Annotated in this window: 18 protein-coding genes; all 18 read right to left on the bottom strand. The window is 69.1% G+C overall.

Annotated elements, in window-relative coordinates:
• Window positions 1-211: 211 nt before the first annotated feature.
• Window positions 212-1,321 (bottom strand): LPD7 domain-containing protein, encoded by a 1,110-nt coding sequence (locus ACWA7K_RS02475; RefSeq protein ID WP_456165321.1) that lies wholly within the window; start codon window positions 1,319-1,321, stop codon window positions 212-214.
• Window positions 1,322-1,363: 42 nt separating this feature from the next.
• Complete coding sequence (locus tag ACWA7K_RS02480; RefSeq protein WP_456165323.1) at window positions 1,364-2,080, bottom strand: OmpA family protein; 717 nt, start codon at window positions 2,078-2,080, stop codon at window positions 1,364-1,366.
• Window positions 2,081-2,098: 18 nt separating this feature from the next.
• Window positions 2,099-4,099 carry a type IV secretory system conjugative DNA transfer family protein gene (locus tag ACWA7K_RS02485; RefSeq protein WP_456210315.1) on the bottom strand — a complete coding sequence of 667 codons (2,001 nt, stop codon included), beginning with the start codon at window positions 4,097-4,099 and terminating at the stop codon, window positions 2,099-2,101.
• A 95-nt stretch (window positions 4,100-4,194) separates the two neighbouring features.
• Entirely contained in the window at window positions 4,195-5,214 is a 1,020-nt protein-coding gene (gene virB11 / locus ACWA7K_RS02490) for a P-type DNA transfer ATPase VirB11 (RefSeq protein WP_456210317.1), read from the bottom strand.
• Between the two features lie 118 nt (window positions 5,215-5,332).
• Window positions 5,333-6,862: a type IV secretion system protein VirB10 gene (virB10, locus tag ACWA7K_RS02495; RefSeq protein ID WP_456210319.1), complete on the bottom strand. Its 1,530-nt coding sequence runs from the start codon at window positions 6,860-6,862 to the stop codon at window positions 5,333-5,335.
• Window positions 6,840-7,655 (bottom strand): TrbG/VirB9 family P-type conjugative transfer protein, encoded by an 816-nt coding sequence (locus tag ACWA7K_RS02500; RefSeq protein WP_456168662.1) that lies wholly within the window; start codon window positions 7,653-7,655, stop codon window positions 6,840-6,842. Before ACWA7K_RS02500 ends, virB10 begins: the two co-directional genes overlap by 23 nt.
• Window positions 7,656-7,786: 131 nt before the next feature.
• Window positions 7,787-8,656, bottom strand: a complete 870-nt coding sequence (locus ACWA7K_RS02505; protein WP_456165331.1) for a virB8 family protein — start codon at window positions 8,654-8,656, stop codon at window positions 7,787-7,789.
• 14 nt (window positions 8,657-8,670) lie between these two features.
• Entirely contained in the window at window positions 8,671-9,387 is a 717-nt protein-coding gene (locus ACWA7K_RS02510; RefSeq protein WP_456165333.1) for a type IV secretion system protein, read from the bottom strand.
• An 86-nt stretch (window positions 9,388-9,473) separates the two neighbouring features.
• Complete coding sequence (locus tag ACWA7K_RS02515; RefSeq protein WP_456165335.1) at window positions 9,474-10,547, bottom strand: type IV secretion system protein; 1,074 nt, start codon at window positions 10,545-10,547, stop codon at window positions 9,474-9,476.
• Between the two features lie 19 nt (window positions 10,548-10,566).
• Entirely contained in the window at window positions 10,567-10,977 is a 411-nt protein-coding gene (locus ACWA7K_RS02520) for a hypothetical protein (protein ID WP_456165337.1), read from the bottom strand.
• On the bottom strand, window positions 10,977-13,412 hold the full coding sequence (locus tag ACWA7K_RS02525; protein ID WP_456168664.1) for a VirB4 family type IV secretion/conjugal transfer ATPase: 2,436 nt from the start codon (window positions 13,410-13,412) through the stop codon (window positions 10,977-10,979). Before ACWA7K_RS02525 ends, ACWA7K_RS02520 begins: the two co-directional genes overlap by 1 nt.
• A 97-nt stretch (window positions 13,413-13,509) precedes the next feature.
• Complete coding sequence (locus ACWA7K_RS02530; protein ID WP_456165339.1) at window positions 13,510-13,842, bottom strand: type IV secretion system protein VirB3; 333 nt, start codon at window positions 13,840-13,842, stop codon at window positions 13,510-13,512.
• Between the two features lie 18 nt (window positions 13,843-13,860).
• Complete coding sequence (locus tag ACWA7K_RS02535) at window positions 13,861-14,151, bottom strand: TrbC/VirB2 family protein (RefSeq protein WP_456165341.1); 291 nt, start codon at window positions 14,149-14,151, stop codon at window positions 13,861-13,863.
• Between the two features lie 22 nt (window positions 14,152-14,173).
• Complete coding sequence (locus ACWA7K_RS02540) at window positions 14,174-14,683, bottom strand: lytic transglycosylase domain-containing protein (protein WP_456165343.1); 510 nt, start codon at window positions 14,681-14,683, stop codon at window positions 14,174-14,176.
• A 26-nt stretch (window positions 14,684-14,709) separates the two neighbouring features.
• On the bottom strand, window positions 14,710-15,273 hold the full coding sequence (locus ACWA7K_RS02545) for a hypothetical protein (protein ID WP_456165344.1): 564 nt from the start codon (window positions 15,271-15,273) through the stop codon (window positions 14,710-14,712).
• A 130-nt stretch (window positions 15,274-15,403) separates the two neighbouring features.
• On the bottom strand, window positions 15,404-16,213 hold the full coding sequence (locus ACWA7K_RS02550; RefSeq protein ID WP_456165346.1) for a helix-turn-helix transcriptional regulator: 810 nt from the start codon (window positions 16,211-16,213) through the stop codon (window positions 15,404-15,406).
• Window positions 16,214-16,247: 34 nt separating this feature from the next.
• Window positions 16,248-16,571 carry a hypothetical protein gene (locus tag ACWA7K_RS02555; protein ID WP_456165348.1) on the bottom strand — a complete coding sequence of 108 codons (324 nt, stop codon included), beginning with the start codon at window positions 16,569-16,571 and terminating at the stop codon, window positions 16,248-16,250.
• A gap of 360 nt (window positions 16,572-16,931) precedes the next feature.
• Window positions 16,932-17,393 (bottom strand): ACT domain-containing protein, encoded by a 462-nt coding sequence (locus ACWA7K_RS02560; protein WP_456165350.1) that lies wholly within the window; start codon window positions 17,391-17,393, stop codon window positions 16,932-16,934.
• Window positions 17,394-17,617: the final 224 nt, after the last annotated feature.

Consider the following 17,617-nt stretch of genomic DNA (forward strand, 5'->3'; position numbering starts at 1 on the left):
ACTGACCCACCGGGGATGCGGACAATTTCTTGGACTACTTGAAGGGGTAGTTCATGTATTCATACGAGGACCGGCTTCGAGCCGTGCGGCTCTACATCAAGCCTGGCAAGGTCAGGTATCGGCGTTCGCCGACGTTCGCCGGCCGAATCCGAGCAGCCGCAGACAGACTATTGCGGACAACGTAGTGACCCATTGCACAGTTGGTTCTGGATCACCTTACGCGCTCACCTCTTGGTTGCTCCAACTCTCGTACCGGTGTTGCGACAGGCCGCTGCGTCGGTGCAGCCCTGTCATAGAGCCTGACCACGGGAGCACGACCAAGTCGTTCGCGTTGCGCCAGTTTCTCGGTCGCTGCTGCCAAGATGTCCTGCCGCTTCTGCGCTGCGATCCCCTTCGCCACCAGCACTGCGTCGATGGCCGCCAGCACAGCCTTCCTGCCGCCGCCTCGACCCGACGACTTCTCCGTCGCTGCCGGAGCCGTTGGTTGTGAGGCCGGCTCGATCCGGTTGACCTGCCGCGCTTCGCGTTCCCGCCGCAGCACTTCCAGGTCCGCCGGGTTCGGCTCATACCCGATGGCCTTTACGCCGCGCACCGATGCCTCGAGCCAGACCAGGCGCTTGAAGTCCTCGTGACCACTGACGCGCAGCGCGGACCAGTTGCGAGCCTGGGCCACGTCCACCATGGAGCGAGCCACCGACGGGCTGTTGGTGTCCGTTGCCAGCTTGAAGGTCGACTCCGTGAAGGCAACCCGCGACGAGTCGCCACGAAACCGGTACTCGGTCTTCCCGACCGTCAGGTCGCCGACGCTGAGCGGGGCGCGCTTGATGATGTAGCGCTCCTGCAAGGCTGATTCCAGCAGCGCGACACGAGCAGCGCGTTCTGCCGCCGCCGTGGTCCGCGCAGGGGTCGTCGGTGTCGGTCGCGTGGTGGCTTTGGTCGAGCCGTCGACCGACTTCGACGGTGCCGCCGAGGGGGCGGCCTGCCTCTCGGTCGAGAGGTCCGGGGGGACCTCCCGGTCTTCGATCACGACTGGCCGTCGTTGCCACTCGCCGTTGCTTTGCTCCACGAAGGATCTCTGCCCGTTGGCTTCGATGGCGACGAAGCGATGTGCGCCCAGCTGCTCGGCCTTCGTCACCATCTCGCCCATCGTCCTCGCGGTGTACGTCACTTCGGCGAAGGGGTCGCGCAATTCGAAGTGGTCGCTGGCCTCGATGGCCGGCGCGCGGATCCTGGTCGCGTCGGCAGCCTTCCGGCCAGCAGGTTCCACCGCACCACCGGATGCCGATGAAGACGGCGCAAGGGGAGCAGGTGAGTCGTCCATGTGGACCTCCGATTCAGGCTTGAGGCGGCAACGGCTGCGGCATCATGGCTGGCTGGTCGCGGGCACCGACGCCAACGTGGGCAACGCGGCATAGACCTCGATCTCGACTCGACGATTGCGAGCCTGGCCGTCTGGCGTGCTGTTGTCTGCCGCGTGGTCACCCGTAGGCTGCCAGGTCGTGCGGATCCGGTTCGCGTCTAGCCCGGCGGCGACGAGGTGGGTCTTCACGGCCAGGGCGCGCTCTCTGGCCACGCGAACCTCGGCAGCAAGGTCCTGCGTGCCGTCGGTGCGGCCACGCAGCACGAGCAGGGGCGCCGTGCGTGCCAGGGCCAGCAACTCGCGCAAGGTGTCCGGCGCCAGGTTCACCCGGCTGCTGCCGTAGTCGAAGGTCACCACGTAGATGTGGTTGGTCGGCGGTGCGACCGGTTCGGGGTTGGCGGACACGGCGGATCCGACCGGAGGGCAGCTGGCGACCGTTGTCGCGGTGGCGGGCCTGGCCGGCCTGATCAGCTCGATGGCCTGTTGAAGGGCCACGATCCGGTCGGCGGTCGCCATCGCGAGATCGGCGCGTCGCGCGGACTCGGAGAGCTCGAGGCGCGTGTTGGCCAGTTCGGTGCGACAGGACTGCAGGTCCACCATCACGGCCGTGTTGGCGGGACGCCGCGTCGACTCATTGACGACAGGTGGCTTGGGCGCGGTGCTGCAGGCAGTCGCAAGCAGGGCTGCACCAAGGGAGAGGGTGAGATTCGGGACATGCATGGTCATCTCCTGCTGGGGTCAGGCGTCGGGTGGTGTGGGAACCGCGGCATGCGACAACGGCGCTTCGAGGGCGTTCTCGGCCGTGATTGACATGTCGGCTTCGTGCTCGTCCGAGATCAGGACGCCGTCCTCGTCGGCGGCAGGCTCGACGGCACCGCCGGCTTGAGGTGCGCTCCCGTGAAAGAAGACGTCGACGCAGATGCCGGCGACGTCCTCGGCGGGAAGTGCCTCGAAGTTGTCGGGCAGCTGGGAGAAGTCGTGGGCCAGCTGCTCGATGTTCAGGGTCTCGCCCGGCGCGAGCTCCTCGTCCAGCACGCGCCAGCGTTGCTGGACCTTGGCCAGGTGCAGGTCCATGTCCAGTGCGGGCACCGGGGGAGGCGGCAACAGCCGGCTCGTGAAGGCCGGGTCCCGGTGGTAGCGAATCTTCTCGCCCAGGATGGGCTTGCAGTTCTCGGCGATCACCACCAGCCGTTCGCTGCCCAGTTCCTTGAACTCCTGTGGCAGCAGCAGCGCACGGCGCTGTTCGCTCTCGTTGACGCTGACGGTGCGGCTGCCGTGTTGCCCCATCGACCGGCTGTGGCCGCGCGAGGTGGACCGCTCTGTGAAGTGACCGAGCATCGCGCTGTACTCGTCGGCGTCGCGCTGCTCGCGCGGCGCGAACAGGATCTGCAGGCCGTGGTTGGTCGCAAAGGTCCGGGCCTCCTTGTCGCCGTAGACCGCGTCCAGTTGCGACATCGCCTGCACCACCGTCAGCAGCCGCAGGTTGTAGCCGGCGAGGAAGGCGGCCGATAGGGTGATCACGCCGACGCGGCCCATGGTCGTGAACTCGTCGTTGACCAGCAGGCACTGCACCTTCAGTTCCGGGTCGTGTTCGGGCAGCGTCTGCGTGTTGAGGCTGACCAGCTGGGAGAAGAACAGGTTCAGCAGCGGCCGGGCGCTGGCCAGGCGGTTGGGCGGGATGTGGACGTAGACCGACATCCGCGTCTTGCGCACCGCTTCCAGCTCGAAGTCATTGGCGCTGGTAGCCGCATCGACCACCGCGTCCGCGAAGATCGTCAGCGGCGCATTGAAGGTCGCGACGATGCTGGACAGCGTGTTCTCCGAATTCGACAGCAGGCGCTGCAGCGCATCGATGCACTCCTCGGTCAGCGCCGGGCCATGGGTTGCAGTGGCCTCGCGCCGGTTGCGGATCTGGTCGGCGAGGTGGTCGCGCAGCGAGCGGCCCTTGCCAGAGGACTGCCGCAGCATCTCCCCGATCGTGCGCGGCAGGACCGGGGTCTCCAGCAGCAGCAGGCCCAGGCCCATGAACAGGTTGCGTGCCTGGTCGTTGAAGAAGGCCTCCGAGGACGTGCCGCTGCCATCGTTCGGGTAGAAGACCTGACCGATCGCGAGCAGGTCGCCGACTCGGTGCATCGGGCTTTCGCGCACCGCCGACAGCGGGTTCCAGCGGTGGCTGCGAGCCTGGTCGTCGAATGGCGCGAAGGCGTAGACCTTCTGGCCCGACCTTGCCCGGAAGCCGGCGGTCACCGCGTGGTTCTCGCCCTTGATGTCGAGCACCACGACCGAGTCCGGCCAGTTCAGCAGGTTGGGAATCACGACCCCGACGCCCTTGCCGCTGCGCGTCGGCGCCGAGAGCATCACCGAGAGCTGTCCTCCCAGGCTGATGAAGCGGCCCTGGTGCCGCCCGATCAGGATGCCGGGCCTGCCGTCGCCGGCGTCACCGAACAGCCCCGCAGCGGCGATCTCGGCCGAGGTCGCGAAGCGGGCGTCCCCATGCAGCCGACGGCGCGGCTGCGTTGCCGCCAGCAGCGAGCCGGGCAGCGCCACCAGCAGGCCCCCACCGGACACCACCATGGCCAGCAGCAGGCGCCTGCGCTGGGTCGGGTCCGGGCTGTAGAGGGTCCAGTAGTCCCACAGGCTGGTCCACTCGGCACGACGCGGATCGACCTTGTTGAGCAGGAGGAAGAGCGCGGCGGCAACGTAGGCCGCTGCAATCGCCAGCGCCACGAAGGCCATCATGCCGAGGCCGATGAGGAGGGCACGCCGTGGCGTCAGCCAGACCGACGACCCCATTCGGGTCGCGGTGCGTGCGGTGGGTGCGGCCTGTCCGGCGTTCATGGCCGTGGGCCTCCCCCCGGCGCCCGCAAGGCACGGGGCGTGTAGGCGATCTCCGAGATGTAGCGCCCACGCTCGTCGCGGTCGAACTGCACGATGACGTCGACCACCATGGCCAGCAGTGCATGGATCTCGTCCAGTCGCAGGCCCCCGCCAGCGCCGCACTCCCTGATCATCAGCGACATCTGCGCCAGGGCCAGTCCGCAGCTGCCGGCATGCAGGCTGGTGATGCTGCCCGGGTGACCGGAGGCAGCCAGCCGGACAAAGTGAAAACACTCGTCGCCCCGCACCTCGGCCAGGAAGATCCGGTCGGGCTTCATGCGCAGGCAGGCCTCCAGCAATGACTTGGCCGTCACCCGAGCCGTGCCCTGGGCGTCCTTGCTGTAGAACAGGTGCACGACGTTGGGATGGTTCGGCAGCGTCAGCTCGGCGGTGTCCTGGATCGTGATCAGGCGCTCCTGGCGCGGCACCTCCTCGACCAGGCCTTTCATGAAGGTGGTCTTGCCCGAGCCAGTGCGACCGCTGACCACGATGGTCTGGTGCCGGCGCACTGCCAGGCGCAGGAAGTCGGCGTAGCGGCCGGCCTCCTTGAGGGACACGAGCTCGCGCTCGAACAGCTCGACCGACTGACTGTCACCATCCAGGCGCACCGCCGCATCGGCGGTGCGCGCGAACAGGCCTTCGCGTTCGAAGTCGTCGAGGCGCCTGACCAGCTGGGAGGGCCGGCGCACCGTGATCGACACCGTGCCGCGCGGCACGGCCGGCGGTATGACGAACTGGATGCGCTCGCCGCTGGGCAACGTGGCCGACAGCAGCGGCCGTTCCTGGTTGATCTGCTGGTCACAGAAGGTGGCGACGGCGGTGGCCAGCGACAGGCAGCGCTCCTGGGTCATCTCGGGTGCGGTGACCGCTTGCCAGCCGGTAGCCGACTCGATCTGCAGCTCGCCGGGGCGGTTCAGGCAGACCTCGAGCACGCCAGGCCGATCGAGGTGCTCGCGCAAGGGGCGGAGGAATTCCACCACCGAGGTGGCGTCGCCCGACCAGGCGTCCCCGCTGTCGACTCCGTCGTGGTCCCCGTCGCGGTCGGCGACGGGATGCGTTTCCATTGGCATGGCCATGGTGACGTCTCCCGTGGCCTCAACGGCCGGGCTCGACCGGCTCGGGGCGCAGCTCGTAGACCGACCCGAAGTCGACGTCGCGCGCGACGTAGATGCCGACCACGCCACCCTGGTTCTGGTAGATCAGCGGCGGGATGTTGATCGTGCTCTCGAGCACCTTCTCGGCCAGCTTGCTGGTCTGCGCAGTGGTCGACGGCAGGACGACGGTGCTGCCGCCATTCCCCGCGCCATTCGCGGGCCCGTCGCCGGACTGCTGCTGGATGACGAGCTTGACCGAGTCATCGATGAGCGACAGCAGCATCGCCGCACCGATGCGCTCGTCCCAGCGGTTGTCGACATGGCCGTCGATCCCGGACTCGCCGAGCGGACCGGTGCCGGGCGACTCGATGTCCACCGTCACGCCCAGCGGCGTGCGCAGCCGGGTCCACAGCACCGGAATGCGGACGGTGCCTGGCTTGACCGAGGCGATGCGGTACTCGCCGTCGAGGTGCGAGCCGCGCTCGATCAGCAGCACCCGACCATCGTCGCCGTAGACGTTGCGCTGGACCTGGCAGCCGACCAGGCCCGAGGTCGCGCTGATGAGGCGGGTCTTGAGGGCGCAGGTGAAGGCCGTGCCCTTGGGCAAAGTGAGGCTGCGGTCGCCGAGCATCGTGGCGCTGACGCGCGGCGTCGCCGAGCCCTGCAGCTGTCCGCCGAACAGCCCGCTGGACGATGTGCCGCTGCTCGCCGATGCGGTCGGGCTGGTGCCCGTCGATCTTGTCGTCGAGGGCGGTGTCGAGGGTGCACTCGAGGGCGTTACCGGTGCATCCTCGCTGCGCGTCCCGGCGGTGGTCGCCGCCGTCGTCGTGCGGCTCAGCGTGTCCATCAGCCCCTGCAGCTGCGCCTGATAGGCCTGGAGGTTGCGCTGTGTCGCGGCCAGGGGATCGGCCTTGCCCTCGGACGATGGTGGGATCGGTGGCGAGGCCGCAGCGACGGCCCCCGGTCGAATCGACGCCAGTAGCACCGGAGCGTCCTCGGGCGGCGGCAGCCTGAAGCTCGCGGTGACCGGTGCCGTCGAGGTCGTCCGCCGGACGCCGATGGGCTCGGCGCGATCGTCCGGCATGCCCGTGATCGCCGGGATGCGCGGACCGGATGCGGCCATCGGCATGGCTGGCGCTGCGGCGGCGCTCGGGGCACTCGCGGTACCCGCCACGCCTGGCACGGGCGGCAAGCCGCTCAGGTCCAGCTGGCGATGCCCGCCCATCGTCGCGGCGGGTCGATTCCGGTTTGGCTGGATCTCGTGTGGCTCCTCCGCAGGGACGGGCGAGAACGTGCGCTGCACCGCCATTGCCGTTACCACCATGGCCGACAGCACGAACAGCACGAGCGCGATCCGGGCCTTGTTCGAGGCACGCTGCTCGCGCGCCTGCGCCGCGACGTCGGAGATGCCGTGCTCGCCGGGCAGGGGCTCGATCTCGTTCCGCGCGGCCTCCTGGGGTGCGGGTGGCGTGGCAGTCGACTTGACGTCGTTCGGGGCAGGGGAAGTTTCAGTCATGGCGGCTTCCTCCACGGTTGAGGGATCGACGGTCGGGGTGGCCGTCGGCCTTGAGGGCGCGGGTCACGCCGGGCACGGTGGTGGCGCGGCCCGATGTCGGCGTGTCGAGGTCGAAGGCCTCGTTCCAGAGCCCGACGACGGCCGATCCCGACCGCAGCACGAAGCGTCGTGCCACCCGGTCGATGACCATCAGGTCGTCTTCCATGCGGGTGTTGACCAGCGTCTCGCTGCCGTCTCCGAGCACCTGGAAGGCGGCCGGGATGTCGCGCTGGCCAGGGAACTTCAGGTAGGTGAACCGCCCGTCGTCGAACACCAGCGTCGGCACGATGTCCTGCGAGTGCTCGCCTTCGGCCAGCGAGTAGTCGCTGTTGCGGACCTGCGGCTTGGCCTGCAGGCGGGATTGCACGAGTTCCTCCGGGATGGGTAGGCCGGGTAGATCGGGCAGCGGCGGCAGGAGGGGTGCCTCCGCCACGGCGGTGGGCGGCGGTGGCGCCACGGCCTTCAGCGACAGCCGGTACACCGGTGTCCGCGCATCCCCCGGTCCCAGCACCACGAACTCGAAGGCATGCGTGCGCCGGGTGGTCAGCACGGCCAGGTTGTTCGGCGCCGACGCGCTGCTGCGCGCCTTGACGAAGAAGCTGCGACCGCCGGGCTGCGCGACCACGCACCAGGCCGATTCGGGCCGGGCGCAGTCGCCCCCGAGGCCGGCGGCGACCTCGGTGATCGTCTCGTCGGCATCGAGCATCACGTGGGTCAGAACGCCGCGCCGGACCGGAACCGTCACGACGGCCTGCGGGTCGTAGATCACCTCGCGCAAGCGAGGATCCGCTGCGCTCGGCCCGTCCGCGCGCGCCTCAGGTCCGGTCGAGGCCAAGGCCGCCAGCAGCGTGAGCGCCCACGCGCCATCGACGAGTCGTGCGGGGCCAGGGTGACGCGGGCTCATGGCTTGACCCCCGGTGTGGCTGTGGCGGCGGTACCGATCTCCGGATCAGACCGATAGGCGGTCACGACGAAGCCGAGCGGGTTCTCGAGCCGGTCGGCTTCCTTGCTCAGCGCCTGGGGCTGGTACTGGAAGACGACGCTGGCGACATGCCGGGTGACGACCTCGTTGAGGCTGCGGTCGGCCTGGCGAACGACCTTGTCGTAGGTGACGGTGGCGTCGCCCCGGTTGCCGTGCCGGCCGGACGGCGACAGCCGCACGCCGACGATGCGGATGCGCCAGTCCTCGCCGGCCCCGAGCTTCTTCTGCAGCGCCGCGTCGCCCTCGAACAAGCGGGCGTAGTCGCCGAACACCGTCTGCACCGACATGCGCGCCACCTGGTCGAAGTCGCGCTGCAGGAACATCCAGCTGTAGCCCTCGCGCGCCCGCACGAAGGTCGCGAGGTGGTGCTTGTCCAGCGCGTCCAGCGCGGGGATGGTCTCGACCGCCAAACGCTGTTGCACGGTGGTCTCGCCGGTCAGCCGGTCCACCACGATGGGGATCTCGACCGTGCGGCGGAGCGGCCCCTGCACGAACACCGCCGCGATGCCGAGCAGCGCGAGCAGGCTGGCCCCGAAGGCCACCCGCCAGGCCCGACGCTCGGAGCGTTCGAGCAGCTCGGCCCGGTCGATCTCCCAGGCGTGGTTGCCGGGGTAGGGCGGCTCCTCGATCGGCGCCGGGGGCGACCAGGCAGCCGCTTGCGCGCGGGCGAGGAACTCGTCGTCGACCGGGGCCCGCTGGTGGGGCAACGGGTCCTCATGGAGATCCGACGCCCATGGCCAGTCGGTCTCGAGCCGCTGGGCGTCGTGGAGGGGCAGGGTCTGGCTCATGGAGACCTCCGGGCTCAGGGCAGGTAGTCCGACACCTTGCCGGTGCGGCCGAGCATCTGGTACTGCCGCTCGCGGTCGCGGGCCCGGGCGATGCGCTCCTCGCTGTCGGCCATGCCCTGCAGCATCTGCAGCTGCGACATCTCGTGGGCCAGCAGCGCGTTCTCCGCACCGATGCGGGCCTGGATCTCCTGCACCGACTTCTGGTCGGTGGTGGCGTTGACCTGACCCATCAGGGCCTGGATCTGCGACAGCCGACCTGCGGCCGACTGCATGGCGTCCTGCAGCAGGCCCTTGTGCTGGTAGGGCGCTGACAGCGCGGTCTGGCAGCGTGCGCGGGCGTCTCCGCTCAGGTCCAGGCAGTTGTAGACCATGCCCGCGTCGCGCAGCGACTTCGCGGTGCTGCCGAGCGCCGCATAGCCCGACGCATCGATCGCGTTCAGCCGCGTGTAGGCCTCGGCCGGCACGTAGTTGCGCAGCGCCGGGTTGTCGAAGATCGCCCCCAGGTTGCGCATGCCATTGATGCTGTCGAGCTGCCCCTGCAGCTGCGTGATCTGCTGGACCTGGTTGTTGATCTCGGTGATGTCGTTGAGCACCTGCTGCACGGTCTGGATCAGGTTGGCGATGTCGATGACCGGGATGCCCTGGGCGTGGCTGGGCGCGGCACCGAGCGCACCGACAAGGCAAAGGGCCGAGGCGACGACGCGCTGCCGGAGGAGATGACGAAGGCGCATGGCGAACTCCTGTTGAACCGACGGGCACGAGCACAGGCGTGGGTGGTCCGGCGGCAGCCCGTCCTGCCGCCCGATCGACGGGGGATTCAGGTGCGTCCGCGCAGTGCGGCGAGGCGGTAGGCGGGTCGGCTGGCGGCCCTAGCTCCCGAGGAGCCGAGGGCAGCGCCGAGCGGCCTCGTCGTGGCGGAAGCGCTGCCGATCGCGCGGCCCATGGCGTAGGGCAGGCCGGTTCCGCCGCGCACGGCGCCGCCGGCGCCGGTGCCGGTGATCGCGCGTGAACCGCCCGAGCGCAGGCCCGCGACCATCATGGCGTTCTGGACCATCTGCACCCCCTGCTGCACTGCGGCCCCGCCGGTCAGGGCCGAGGCGAGACCGGGGGCCTGGAAGCACAGGATGGCCATCAGGATCATCAGCACGCAGTAGCGCATCGACTCACCCAGCACGTTGAAGGTGCCGCCGAGAAAGCCGCCGCCGTCGTGGATGGCCTGGAAGATCGCCGTGCCGATGTGGGTGCTCAGGCCCAGCGCGAAGAACGCGAACCAGGTCAGCACCACCGCGTTGAGCAGCATGGACAACCAGCTGTCGAAGAAGCGGGCCGTCGGACGCCAGGCCAGGCAGAGGATGAAGAGCGGGCCCACCGCGATCACGAAGGTCAGGAAGACCTTGGCCAGCGTGACCACGAACAGGCCGATGACCAGGAACACGATCGACCCGATCGAGAAGACCCCGGCGGCCACCATCAGGTCGAGCCGGAACAGGCTGGCTTCCTTCATCAGGTCACCGGTCTGGTCGCTGGCGAGGTCGTTGAAGCGGTCCAGCAGCGTGTACGGCGTGGTCAGCGTCGCCGGGTCGATGCCGGCGGGCAGGAAGGTCGAGGCCACGCCCATGGCCAGCGCATTCGCGCTGTCGGCCACGTGGGCGACATAGACGCCGGACTGGAGCGCGAAGGCCAGCACCAGGCCGATCTTGAACACTTTCCACAGGAAGGTGGCGATCGACTCCGAGACTTCATGGCGCAGCACGGCCCAGCCATAGAGCATGACCCAGAGCGTCATCGCCGACAGGGCGACCGGCGTGAGCGCCGCCATCAGCGCGGTGATGACGTTGATCACGTAGCCATTGAGGATGGCATCGAAACGGGACCCGACCCAGCTGTACATGGTGCCTCTCCTGCTGAACCTACTGGACCGCGTCGACGGGCAGGTTGGCCGGCGGGCGCGCGAACACCGGCACGCAGCGGCTCTTCAGGTCCGGGTACTGGCACTGCTGCCAGACGCCGCCGACCCGGACCACCCACAGGCGCGCACGCTTCGTGACGCCATAGCTCGACGCGCGGCAGCCGCCCGGTCGGGCCTGGACCTCGGTGCACTCCATCAGGCCCTGCGGTGTCTCGACCATGTGCCAGGCGCCCGCATGGCAGCCGGCATCCGCGCGGCACAACGGCCGGGCGGTACCGGTCGTGGGCATCGGAGGCGTGTCGATGCGCACGCGGCCATCGGCGAGTACCTGCACGGCCTCGTTGCCTGGCACCGTCTGGGCCTGCGCCGTCGAGGCGAGTACGAGCAGCACCCAGAGGACACGCGACGGCATCACGGCTGGCTCCCTGATGCCCGCGCCTTGCGCACCCGCACCGCCCGCTGCAGCAGCGGGATCCAGACCTCCGGGTCATGGCTGACCTGGCTGCGCAGCTCGTCGAGCAGCGCGACGTTGTCGGTGGTGGCCGACAGCACCGTGATGAAGTCCTCCAGCCCCGACAGGTCCAGCTCACAGATCGCGCTGGTCGAGCCCTGCTTGACCAGGAAGCGCCGGCCGCCCTGGCTGCTCAGGCTGCGCACCGTCTCGTACTCCGCCTCGCTCAGGCCGAAGCCCTCGACGTACTCGTCGTGCACCGCCTCCGGGTTGGCCAGGAAGATCTTGGTGACGCTCTGCTCGATCATGGTCCGCCCGATCGGGTGGCGCAGCACGTCCGACGGGCTCTGGGTGTCGAAGATGCCCAGGCCGTTCTGCTTGCGGATGGTCTTCTGCTTCTGCTTGGCGAAGTCGCTGAAGACCGCGTGGTCCAGCGCCTTCCAGAACTCCGAGATCACGTAGATCAGGCGCTCGCCATTGACCCACTCGTCCATCATCTGCAGCAGCACCATCATGACCGGCGTGCGCACCTCCGGCAGATCCAGGAACTCGGTGGTGTCGAAGCCCACCACCCGCGTGGCCGACAGCGATCCGAGCTGGTCCGGCGCCTGGTCGAACACCCAGCCCAGCGCGCCGCCGTCGCACCACCTCCCGAGGCGCTCGTACAGGCTGTTCTCGCCGGTCCGGGGCAGGTTCTGCCGCACGGTGGAGAAGCGCCGCAGGTGGGCCGGCATCATCGCCACGGCCCGCACCGCGTCGGCGATCGCGCGTTCGTCGGATGGCAGCAGCGGCAGGGCGGTGGTGGCGACGCAGGTCCGGATCAGCTGCTCCCAGAACTGCAGGCGCTCCGGTGTCGGTTCGTGCTGCAGCGGGTTGCAGCCGGTCGGGCGACCGGCCTCGAAGGCCAGGTACTCGCCGCCCAGCGCGCGCACCGCGATCTCGCAGCCACGGTCGAGGTCGAACAGCACCAGCCGGGGCGCAGGCTGCCACTTGCGCGTCAGCACCAGCAGGAACATCTCCAGCGTGGTCTTGCCCACGCCGGTCGAGCCGATGATGAGGGTGTTGCCCGGCAGCTTCTTGTCGGCCGAGTCCTCGCCCTCCGGGCTGCTGTGCAGGTTGAGGTAGAAGGGCTGGCCCGAGGGCGTGCGCAGCAGGGCCAGCGCCTCGCCCCAGGGGTTGCCGTCGCGCTTGCCGCGCGGGAAGTTGTGGCCGCAGGCGAGCGCAGCGAAGGCGCGCGAGGACAGCTTGGCCTCGCGCGGGCGCCAGGCCCAGTTGCCCGGCATCTGCGCGAACCAGGCCGCGTCCGCGACCAGGTCGACCGGCGCCAGCTGCAGGCTCGACGCCTCGCCGACCGCCCCGATGGCCTGGGCCGCGCGCCGTCCGGCGTCGGCCACCGAGTCACCGAACACCACAAGGCTGTAGTGGTACTCGCCCATGCAGAACTGGCCGTCGCCGAGCTCATTGAGCGCCACGTCCATCTCGGCGACCTGGCTGCTGACCACGTCGTCGCTGGCGAGCAGCTGGTCGCGCTGCAGCGTCAGCGCGCGCAGTGCGTCGCGGCGCGGCAGGATCGAGAAGCTCTGCGTCTCGATGAACTCGCTGGCCTCGTAGAGCAGCGTGTCGAGGATGCCCGGCTCGACCGCGTCGGCGTATTCCTTGATGTCGACCAGCGCGGCGTAGCGGCGCTCGTCGCCGTGGCGCAGCTCGAGCTTGTCACCGCCGAAGCTCAGGCGGGCGGCGGGCAGCACGCGGTACAGCGGTCCGGTGCGCGCAGGGATGGGCCGCGAGCGGCCGTTCACGAGACAGGCCAGGAACTCGGCCACCTCGGACCAGCGATGGCTGCCTTCCTCGCGCACGCCCAGCAGCTCCGGTCCGAAGCCGCGCAGCACGCGGCTGACGAGCGCGCTGCGCTCGGCCATCACGCGCAGGGCCTCGGCCTGGGCCTCGGCGATGGCCTGCCGGGTGCGCTGCCGGGACCTCAGGGCCCGGCTCATCCGAGAGGCATGCGGGCGATAGACCAGCGTCAGGTAGAGCTCGTTGCTCATCATGGGCTGGCTCGCCAGCCGGTCCTGGTAGGCCCGGGACAGGTCCTGCGCTAAGCCGGGCTCTCGCGGATCCGAGAGGGCGTCGCGGGTGCGACGGTGCAGCCGGTGGGTCCAGACGGCCCACTGGCCGCCGGCGAGGCTGCGCAGCAGGCTGCACAGGGCCTCGTGGCGTTCGGCAACGAGGTGCTCGTCGGCGCATTCGAAGGGCACGCCGTCCAGCCGCCAGACCCGCAGGTAGTCGCCGCCGCGCGTGATGACATCGTGCGGGCCGACCAGCGAGGAGAAAGGCACGAAGCGCGCGAGCGGGTTCTCTCGGTGAGCCTGGGCCCAGTACCGGGGTTGCTGGCGCAGTGGGCTGTCGGCGTTGCCGGCACCGTGACGTGAGCCCTTGCGATCGGTGCGATCGAAACCTTCCTTCACAGTGGTCCCATCGATCGTTCCGGCCTTGCTAGACATGCCAAACATCGCGTGCTCCCCGGTAGAGGGTGGGTGAGTAGCTGCGCGCGCGCCAGAAGGCGTGGTTGCGGTCGTGCAGTCGCAGCTTGGTGGCGAGGAACATCTGTCGGAAGCGCTGGTCATCCTGTGCGGTGACCCAGCGCATCCACAGCAGGGCCGGCACGAGGGCCAGCAGCACGGCCAGCGCGAGCCACCAGCTCAGCAGCGTGCCGCCCCAGACGATGAGCAGCATCCCGCCGCCGAACAGCACGACCAGCGGCACCAGCGGGATGCCCAGCTTCATGGCCGGACGGGTCGCGCCCTTGTAGATGGCTTCGGCCAGCATGGGGATCGCGCCCGAGCGTCAGACCACGATGAAGCTGGCGAAGGCCGCCGCGCCGCCGATCAGCGTGCCGCCGATCAGCACGTTGGCGACGTCGGCCAGGCGGGCGCCCTGGAAGATCATCTTGAAGCCGGCCCAGATGATCGCGATCGTCACCACGGCCACCGAGACCGTGACCAGGATGGCGTTGACGTTGTTGACCGTGGTGTTGATCTTGTCGAAGCCCTGTGCGTGTGCGAGCACCGGTCCGAGGATCAGAGCCAGCGGCAGGGGATGACGAACAGCACGGCGCAGCATGAGGTTGGGGAACATGGTGGGTCTCCTTGGCAGTGGGTCAGGGGCGGGAAGGGGATGGGGGTGACATCGACGCCGGCAGGCGGCGCGCCGCGTCGAGCACGCGTTGCACGTAGCCATGCCGGAAGCCGGTGACGAAGTTGCCGCTGTAGTAGCAGGACAGGGCCTGTCGCAGCCGTTGCTGGTCGCGCGCGGGACCGTCATTGCCGGGCGCTGGCGAACGTGCGTAGCAGTCGCCGAGCAGCGTCTGCATCGCCCGCAGGTTGGTGCAGGGCTCGAAGGCGTCTTCCAGGCGCAGGCCCATGCGTCGCACGTTGCGCATGTTGATCTGCGCGAGGCCGACGCTGAAGTCCCAGCCCTGGTCCTGCAGCGATCGCGCGGTGGCCAGGGCCTCCTCGCGGTGCCGGGGCTGGCGCAACAGGGCGCCGCCGACCACGCCGATCGCGTGCGGGTTGAGGCTGCTCTCGACGCTGGCCAGCGCGTGGGTGGTGCGGTGGTCCACCTGCGGTGCGCAGGCCATAGCGAGGACCAGGAAAGGGCCGGCGTCCATCTCGGGGGCCTCGGTGGGTGCGGCGCTCAGGGCGTCGAGGTGTCGACCACCGGGGCGGGCTGTGCCCTGGCCCAGGCCTGGTACTCGTCGTCGTAGCGCGTGTCCCAGGTGCCCAGCTGCGCCTTAGCCGCCGGGCTGAACTCGGTGACGGTGTCACCGCCCATGGCCCACCAGGTCTTGGCGAACGGCGCACCATCGACCACGACCGAGATCGCGCCGCTGTAGTCGCAGGTGTAGTACGAGCCGGTGTCGGTCTCGACGAGATGCGTGTACTGAGGCGGGCAATGGATCGGCGCGGAGGCCCAGGTGTGCTGGGCCGAGTTGCCCGACCCGCTCATCGAGCAGGTCGGGAAGGAACGTCCGCGCGCGAGGTCGCGCAGCACCTGCCGCACCGGCGGCACGCACTGCGGCACCTTGCGCCAGTCAGAGGCGGCGAAGCACAGCAGCACCTGGCAGCCGTCGACCGCGTGGGCCGGCACGGCCACCGCGCCGATCGTGGCGGCGGCCAACCAGGACAAGGCACTGAGGTGCCAGCGTCCCTTGAGGGAGCGGGTGGAGGGCGCTTGTGATGCGCATTGAGCTGTCGTCATGGTGATCCTCTCGAAGGTTGAACCGAGGCATCGGACGTCGGGGCCGAAGATCGGCACCCGTGGATTCACTCTAGGGACGAAGGGGGCACTTGTGGGCGATGACTTTGGGTACAGATCCATCGCGCCGCGATCAGGATCCGGTCGGATGAGTCGCCGTCTGGATAGCCGGGATGGCCGTGTTGATCGGATGTCCTTCAATGCGGCTGTTCCGGGGTCGACGCGCATCGGTCGGCAGGATCAGGCCACTGTCGACCAGCAGCCGGGCGGCCTGGCGTCGATTGGGAACGCCCAGCTTGGCGTGCAGACGCTGGAAGCGTGAGTCGATGGACGCGGGGCTGACGTGCAGCTCGGCGGCGATCTGCTTGCTGCCGTGGCCGGCACACTGGTGCCGGACCAGCGACAGCTCGGTGGCGGTGAGCTGGGCGCTGTCGAGCAGCTCGCGCCGGATGCGAGCGCTCCACCACTCGTGCAGCTCGGCGGCCAGTGCCCGGGCCAGGATGCGGTGGCTCGGTCGGTGATCCCGCTCGAAATGTCCCTCGGTCCGCGAGCCCAGGCACAACAGGCTGCTGCGTGCCTGGCTCCGGCCGGAATGGGCCGGCACCAGCAGTGTCGAATGGAAGCCGCCATCGCGGATCAGTGTCAGCACCCGGCGGTGTTCGGTGGTGACGAGGTCGAGCTCGCTCGCGACGAGGGGTTCCGAATGGTGTGTCGCGTAGACCAACCAAGGGTCGACGGTTGGGCCGCCCACATCCAGGTAGCGCCGATGCCACCCGGTCTCGCAGGCCAGCATGAAGCGGCAGATCAGCAGGTCGTCGTCGTCGCGCACGAAGGTGACGAAGTAGGCCTGATCGGCCCCGAGGGGACCGAGGCTGGCCTGCAGCCGCGACTGCAGATGCGCCGGTGAGGCCGCCTGCGGGATCGAGGAAATGATCTCGGCCACGGGGCACCAGGGATCGGGGTCCAGCCGGTCGACCTCAACCGTCCGGATCCCAGCGTTCGAGTCCGGTGCGATGCACGCGTTCGAGCAGCAGTCGATGCTCCCGGAGCACCGGGTCGTCGTCGCACCATCGCAGGAAGTGCTCTCGATCGCTGAAGAACTGGGACTGGATGGTGCGCACACCTTGGACTGGGGCGTCGTCGCGCTCGACATAGAGACCTCCCGGCGTGGGTTGAAGCGTGAACTCGACCGTGCCGCGTGGGTCTTGCGCGCGCAGCGGTGGATCGCAGAGGGTGTCGCGGCGACTGCCGAGCATCGCCACCGCCAGGCGGTCGGCGGCCTTGCGGACGGTGCGGCTCACGGTCGGTCTCCGGTTCGTGCGAGGTGGGGTGCAAGACCCGCGATGACGGAGTACCCCGATGACCAGGGCCATCGCGCGAGGTGCAGGGTGTCGTGGGCACGGTGATGCATGGCCATTCCCGAACAGGCAGCGGACCGACGGTCGGCGCGCAGGGGACATCGAAGAACAAGGCAAGCCGGGGTCGAGCCAGGGCTCGGTCGACTGGGAGTCAGCGTAGGCAAGCACCGCCGACGTCGTCAATGCAAGGTCGGTCGCTTTGTCGATTTCTGCCCGCGCGTCAGTCGCGCTTAACCGCAACGATCTGTGTCGTGCAGCGCGTCGTGCGTGATCGTGCAAGGCCTCCCGGCCTGAGCACGAGATTCAGAGCGTCAGGGCTTGAGCTGCAGGTGCTGTGCCATCAAGGGCGTGTGACGATGGCTCATCGCCTGAGCCCGAGGCGAGCGCCTGCAGGACGGTCAGGGCGTGAGCCGCCTGGTCGGCCGGCACCAGGATGTGGTCGTGGTGGTAGGCGGCGATGGCGTTGCAGGGGATGCCGGCTTGCGCGAGTTGCGTGGCCACCGCCGCGATGAGGCCGATCGCTTCGAGCGAGGAATGGATGGTCAGCGTGATCAGCCGGGCCTCGAACACGAAGGGCACCCCGGCCGTAACGGCCTGTGAGCGCTCGACGATGGCGGTCAGTCCCTCGGTCTCCCGAAAGGTGCACAGGGCCTCCAGGCCGTCCGGCAGTCGATCCTCTGCGAAGCAGCAGTAGACGTAGTGCGCCGCATGCAGCTCGGGCGCCAGGTGGCGCAGCAGCCGTTCGAGGTTCCGTTCACCGCTCATCGTGGGGTCCTGGTGTCTGGTGCGATCCGTGTGTTCGGCTTTCGCATTTTGGGCAAGGTTAGCGGCGTTCGCCGGGCCTTCCAAGACCCGCAAGGTGGGCCCCGACCGATGCACGGCGATGTCGACATCATGGCGCGGCGAGGGCGGTGTGCCCACCGGCGGGCACTCCCCCGGATCAGGTTGGTTCAGCCCAACTCACCCAGCGTCAAAGTTCCTGAACCATG

It is taken from the genome of Leptothrix mechoopdaensis (SeqCode) (genome assembly GCF_053893855.1).

Coding starts and splice junctions, on each gene's coding strand:
- ACWA7K_RS02475 (WP_456165321.1), bottom strand. CDS start 1,321: ATGGACGACTCACCTGCTCCCCTTGCGCCGTCTTCATCGGCATCCGGT.
- ACWA7K_RS02480 (WP_456165323.1), bottom strand. CDS start 2,080: ATGCATGTCCCGAATCTCACCCTCTCCCTTGGTGCAGCCCTGCTTGCG.
- ACWA7K_RS02485 (WP_456210315.1), bottom strand. CDS start 4,099: ATGATGGCCTTCGTGGCGCTGGCGATTGCAGCGGCCTACGTTGCCGCC.
- ACWA7K_RS02505 (WP_456165331.1), bottom strand. CDS start 8,656: ATGAGCCAGACCCTGCCCCTCCACGACGCCCAGCGGCTCGAGACCGAC.
- ACWA7K_RS02510 (WP_456165333.1), bottom strand. CDS start 9,387: ATGCGCCTTCGTCATCTCCTCCGGCAGCGCGTCGTCGCCTCGGCCCTT.
- ACWA7K_RS02515 (WP_456165335.1), bottom strand. CDS start 10,547: ATGTACAGCTGGGTCGGGTCCCGTTTCGATGCCATCCTCAATGGCTAC.
- ACWA7K_RS02520 (WP_456165337.1), bottom strand. CDS start 10,977: ATGCCGTCGCGTGTCCTCTGGGTGCTGCTCGTACTCGCCTCGACGGCG.
- ACWA7K_RS02530 (WP_456165339.1), bottom strand. CDS start 13,842: ATGCTGGCCGAAGCCATCTACAAGGGCGCGACCCGTCCGGCCATGAAG.
- ACWA7K_RS02535 (WP_456165341.1), bottom strand. CDS start 14,151: ATGTTCCCCAACCTCATGCTGCGCCGTGCTGTTCGTCATCCCCTGCCG.
- ACWA7K_RS02540 (WP_456165343.1), bottom strand. CDS start 14,683: ATGGACGCCGGCCCTTTCCTGGTCCTCGCTATGGCCTGCGCACCGCAG.
- ACWA7K_RS02545 (WP_456165344.1), bottom strand. CDS start 15,273: ATGACGACAGCTCAATGCGCATCACAAGCGCCCTCCACCCGCTCCCTC.
- ACWA7K_RS02560 (WP_456165350.1), bottom strand. CDS start 17,393: ATGAGCGGTGAACGGAACCTCGAACGGCTGCTGCGCCACCTGGCGCCC.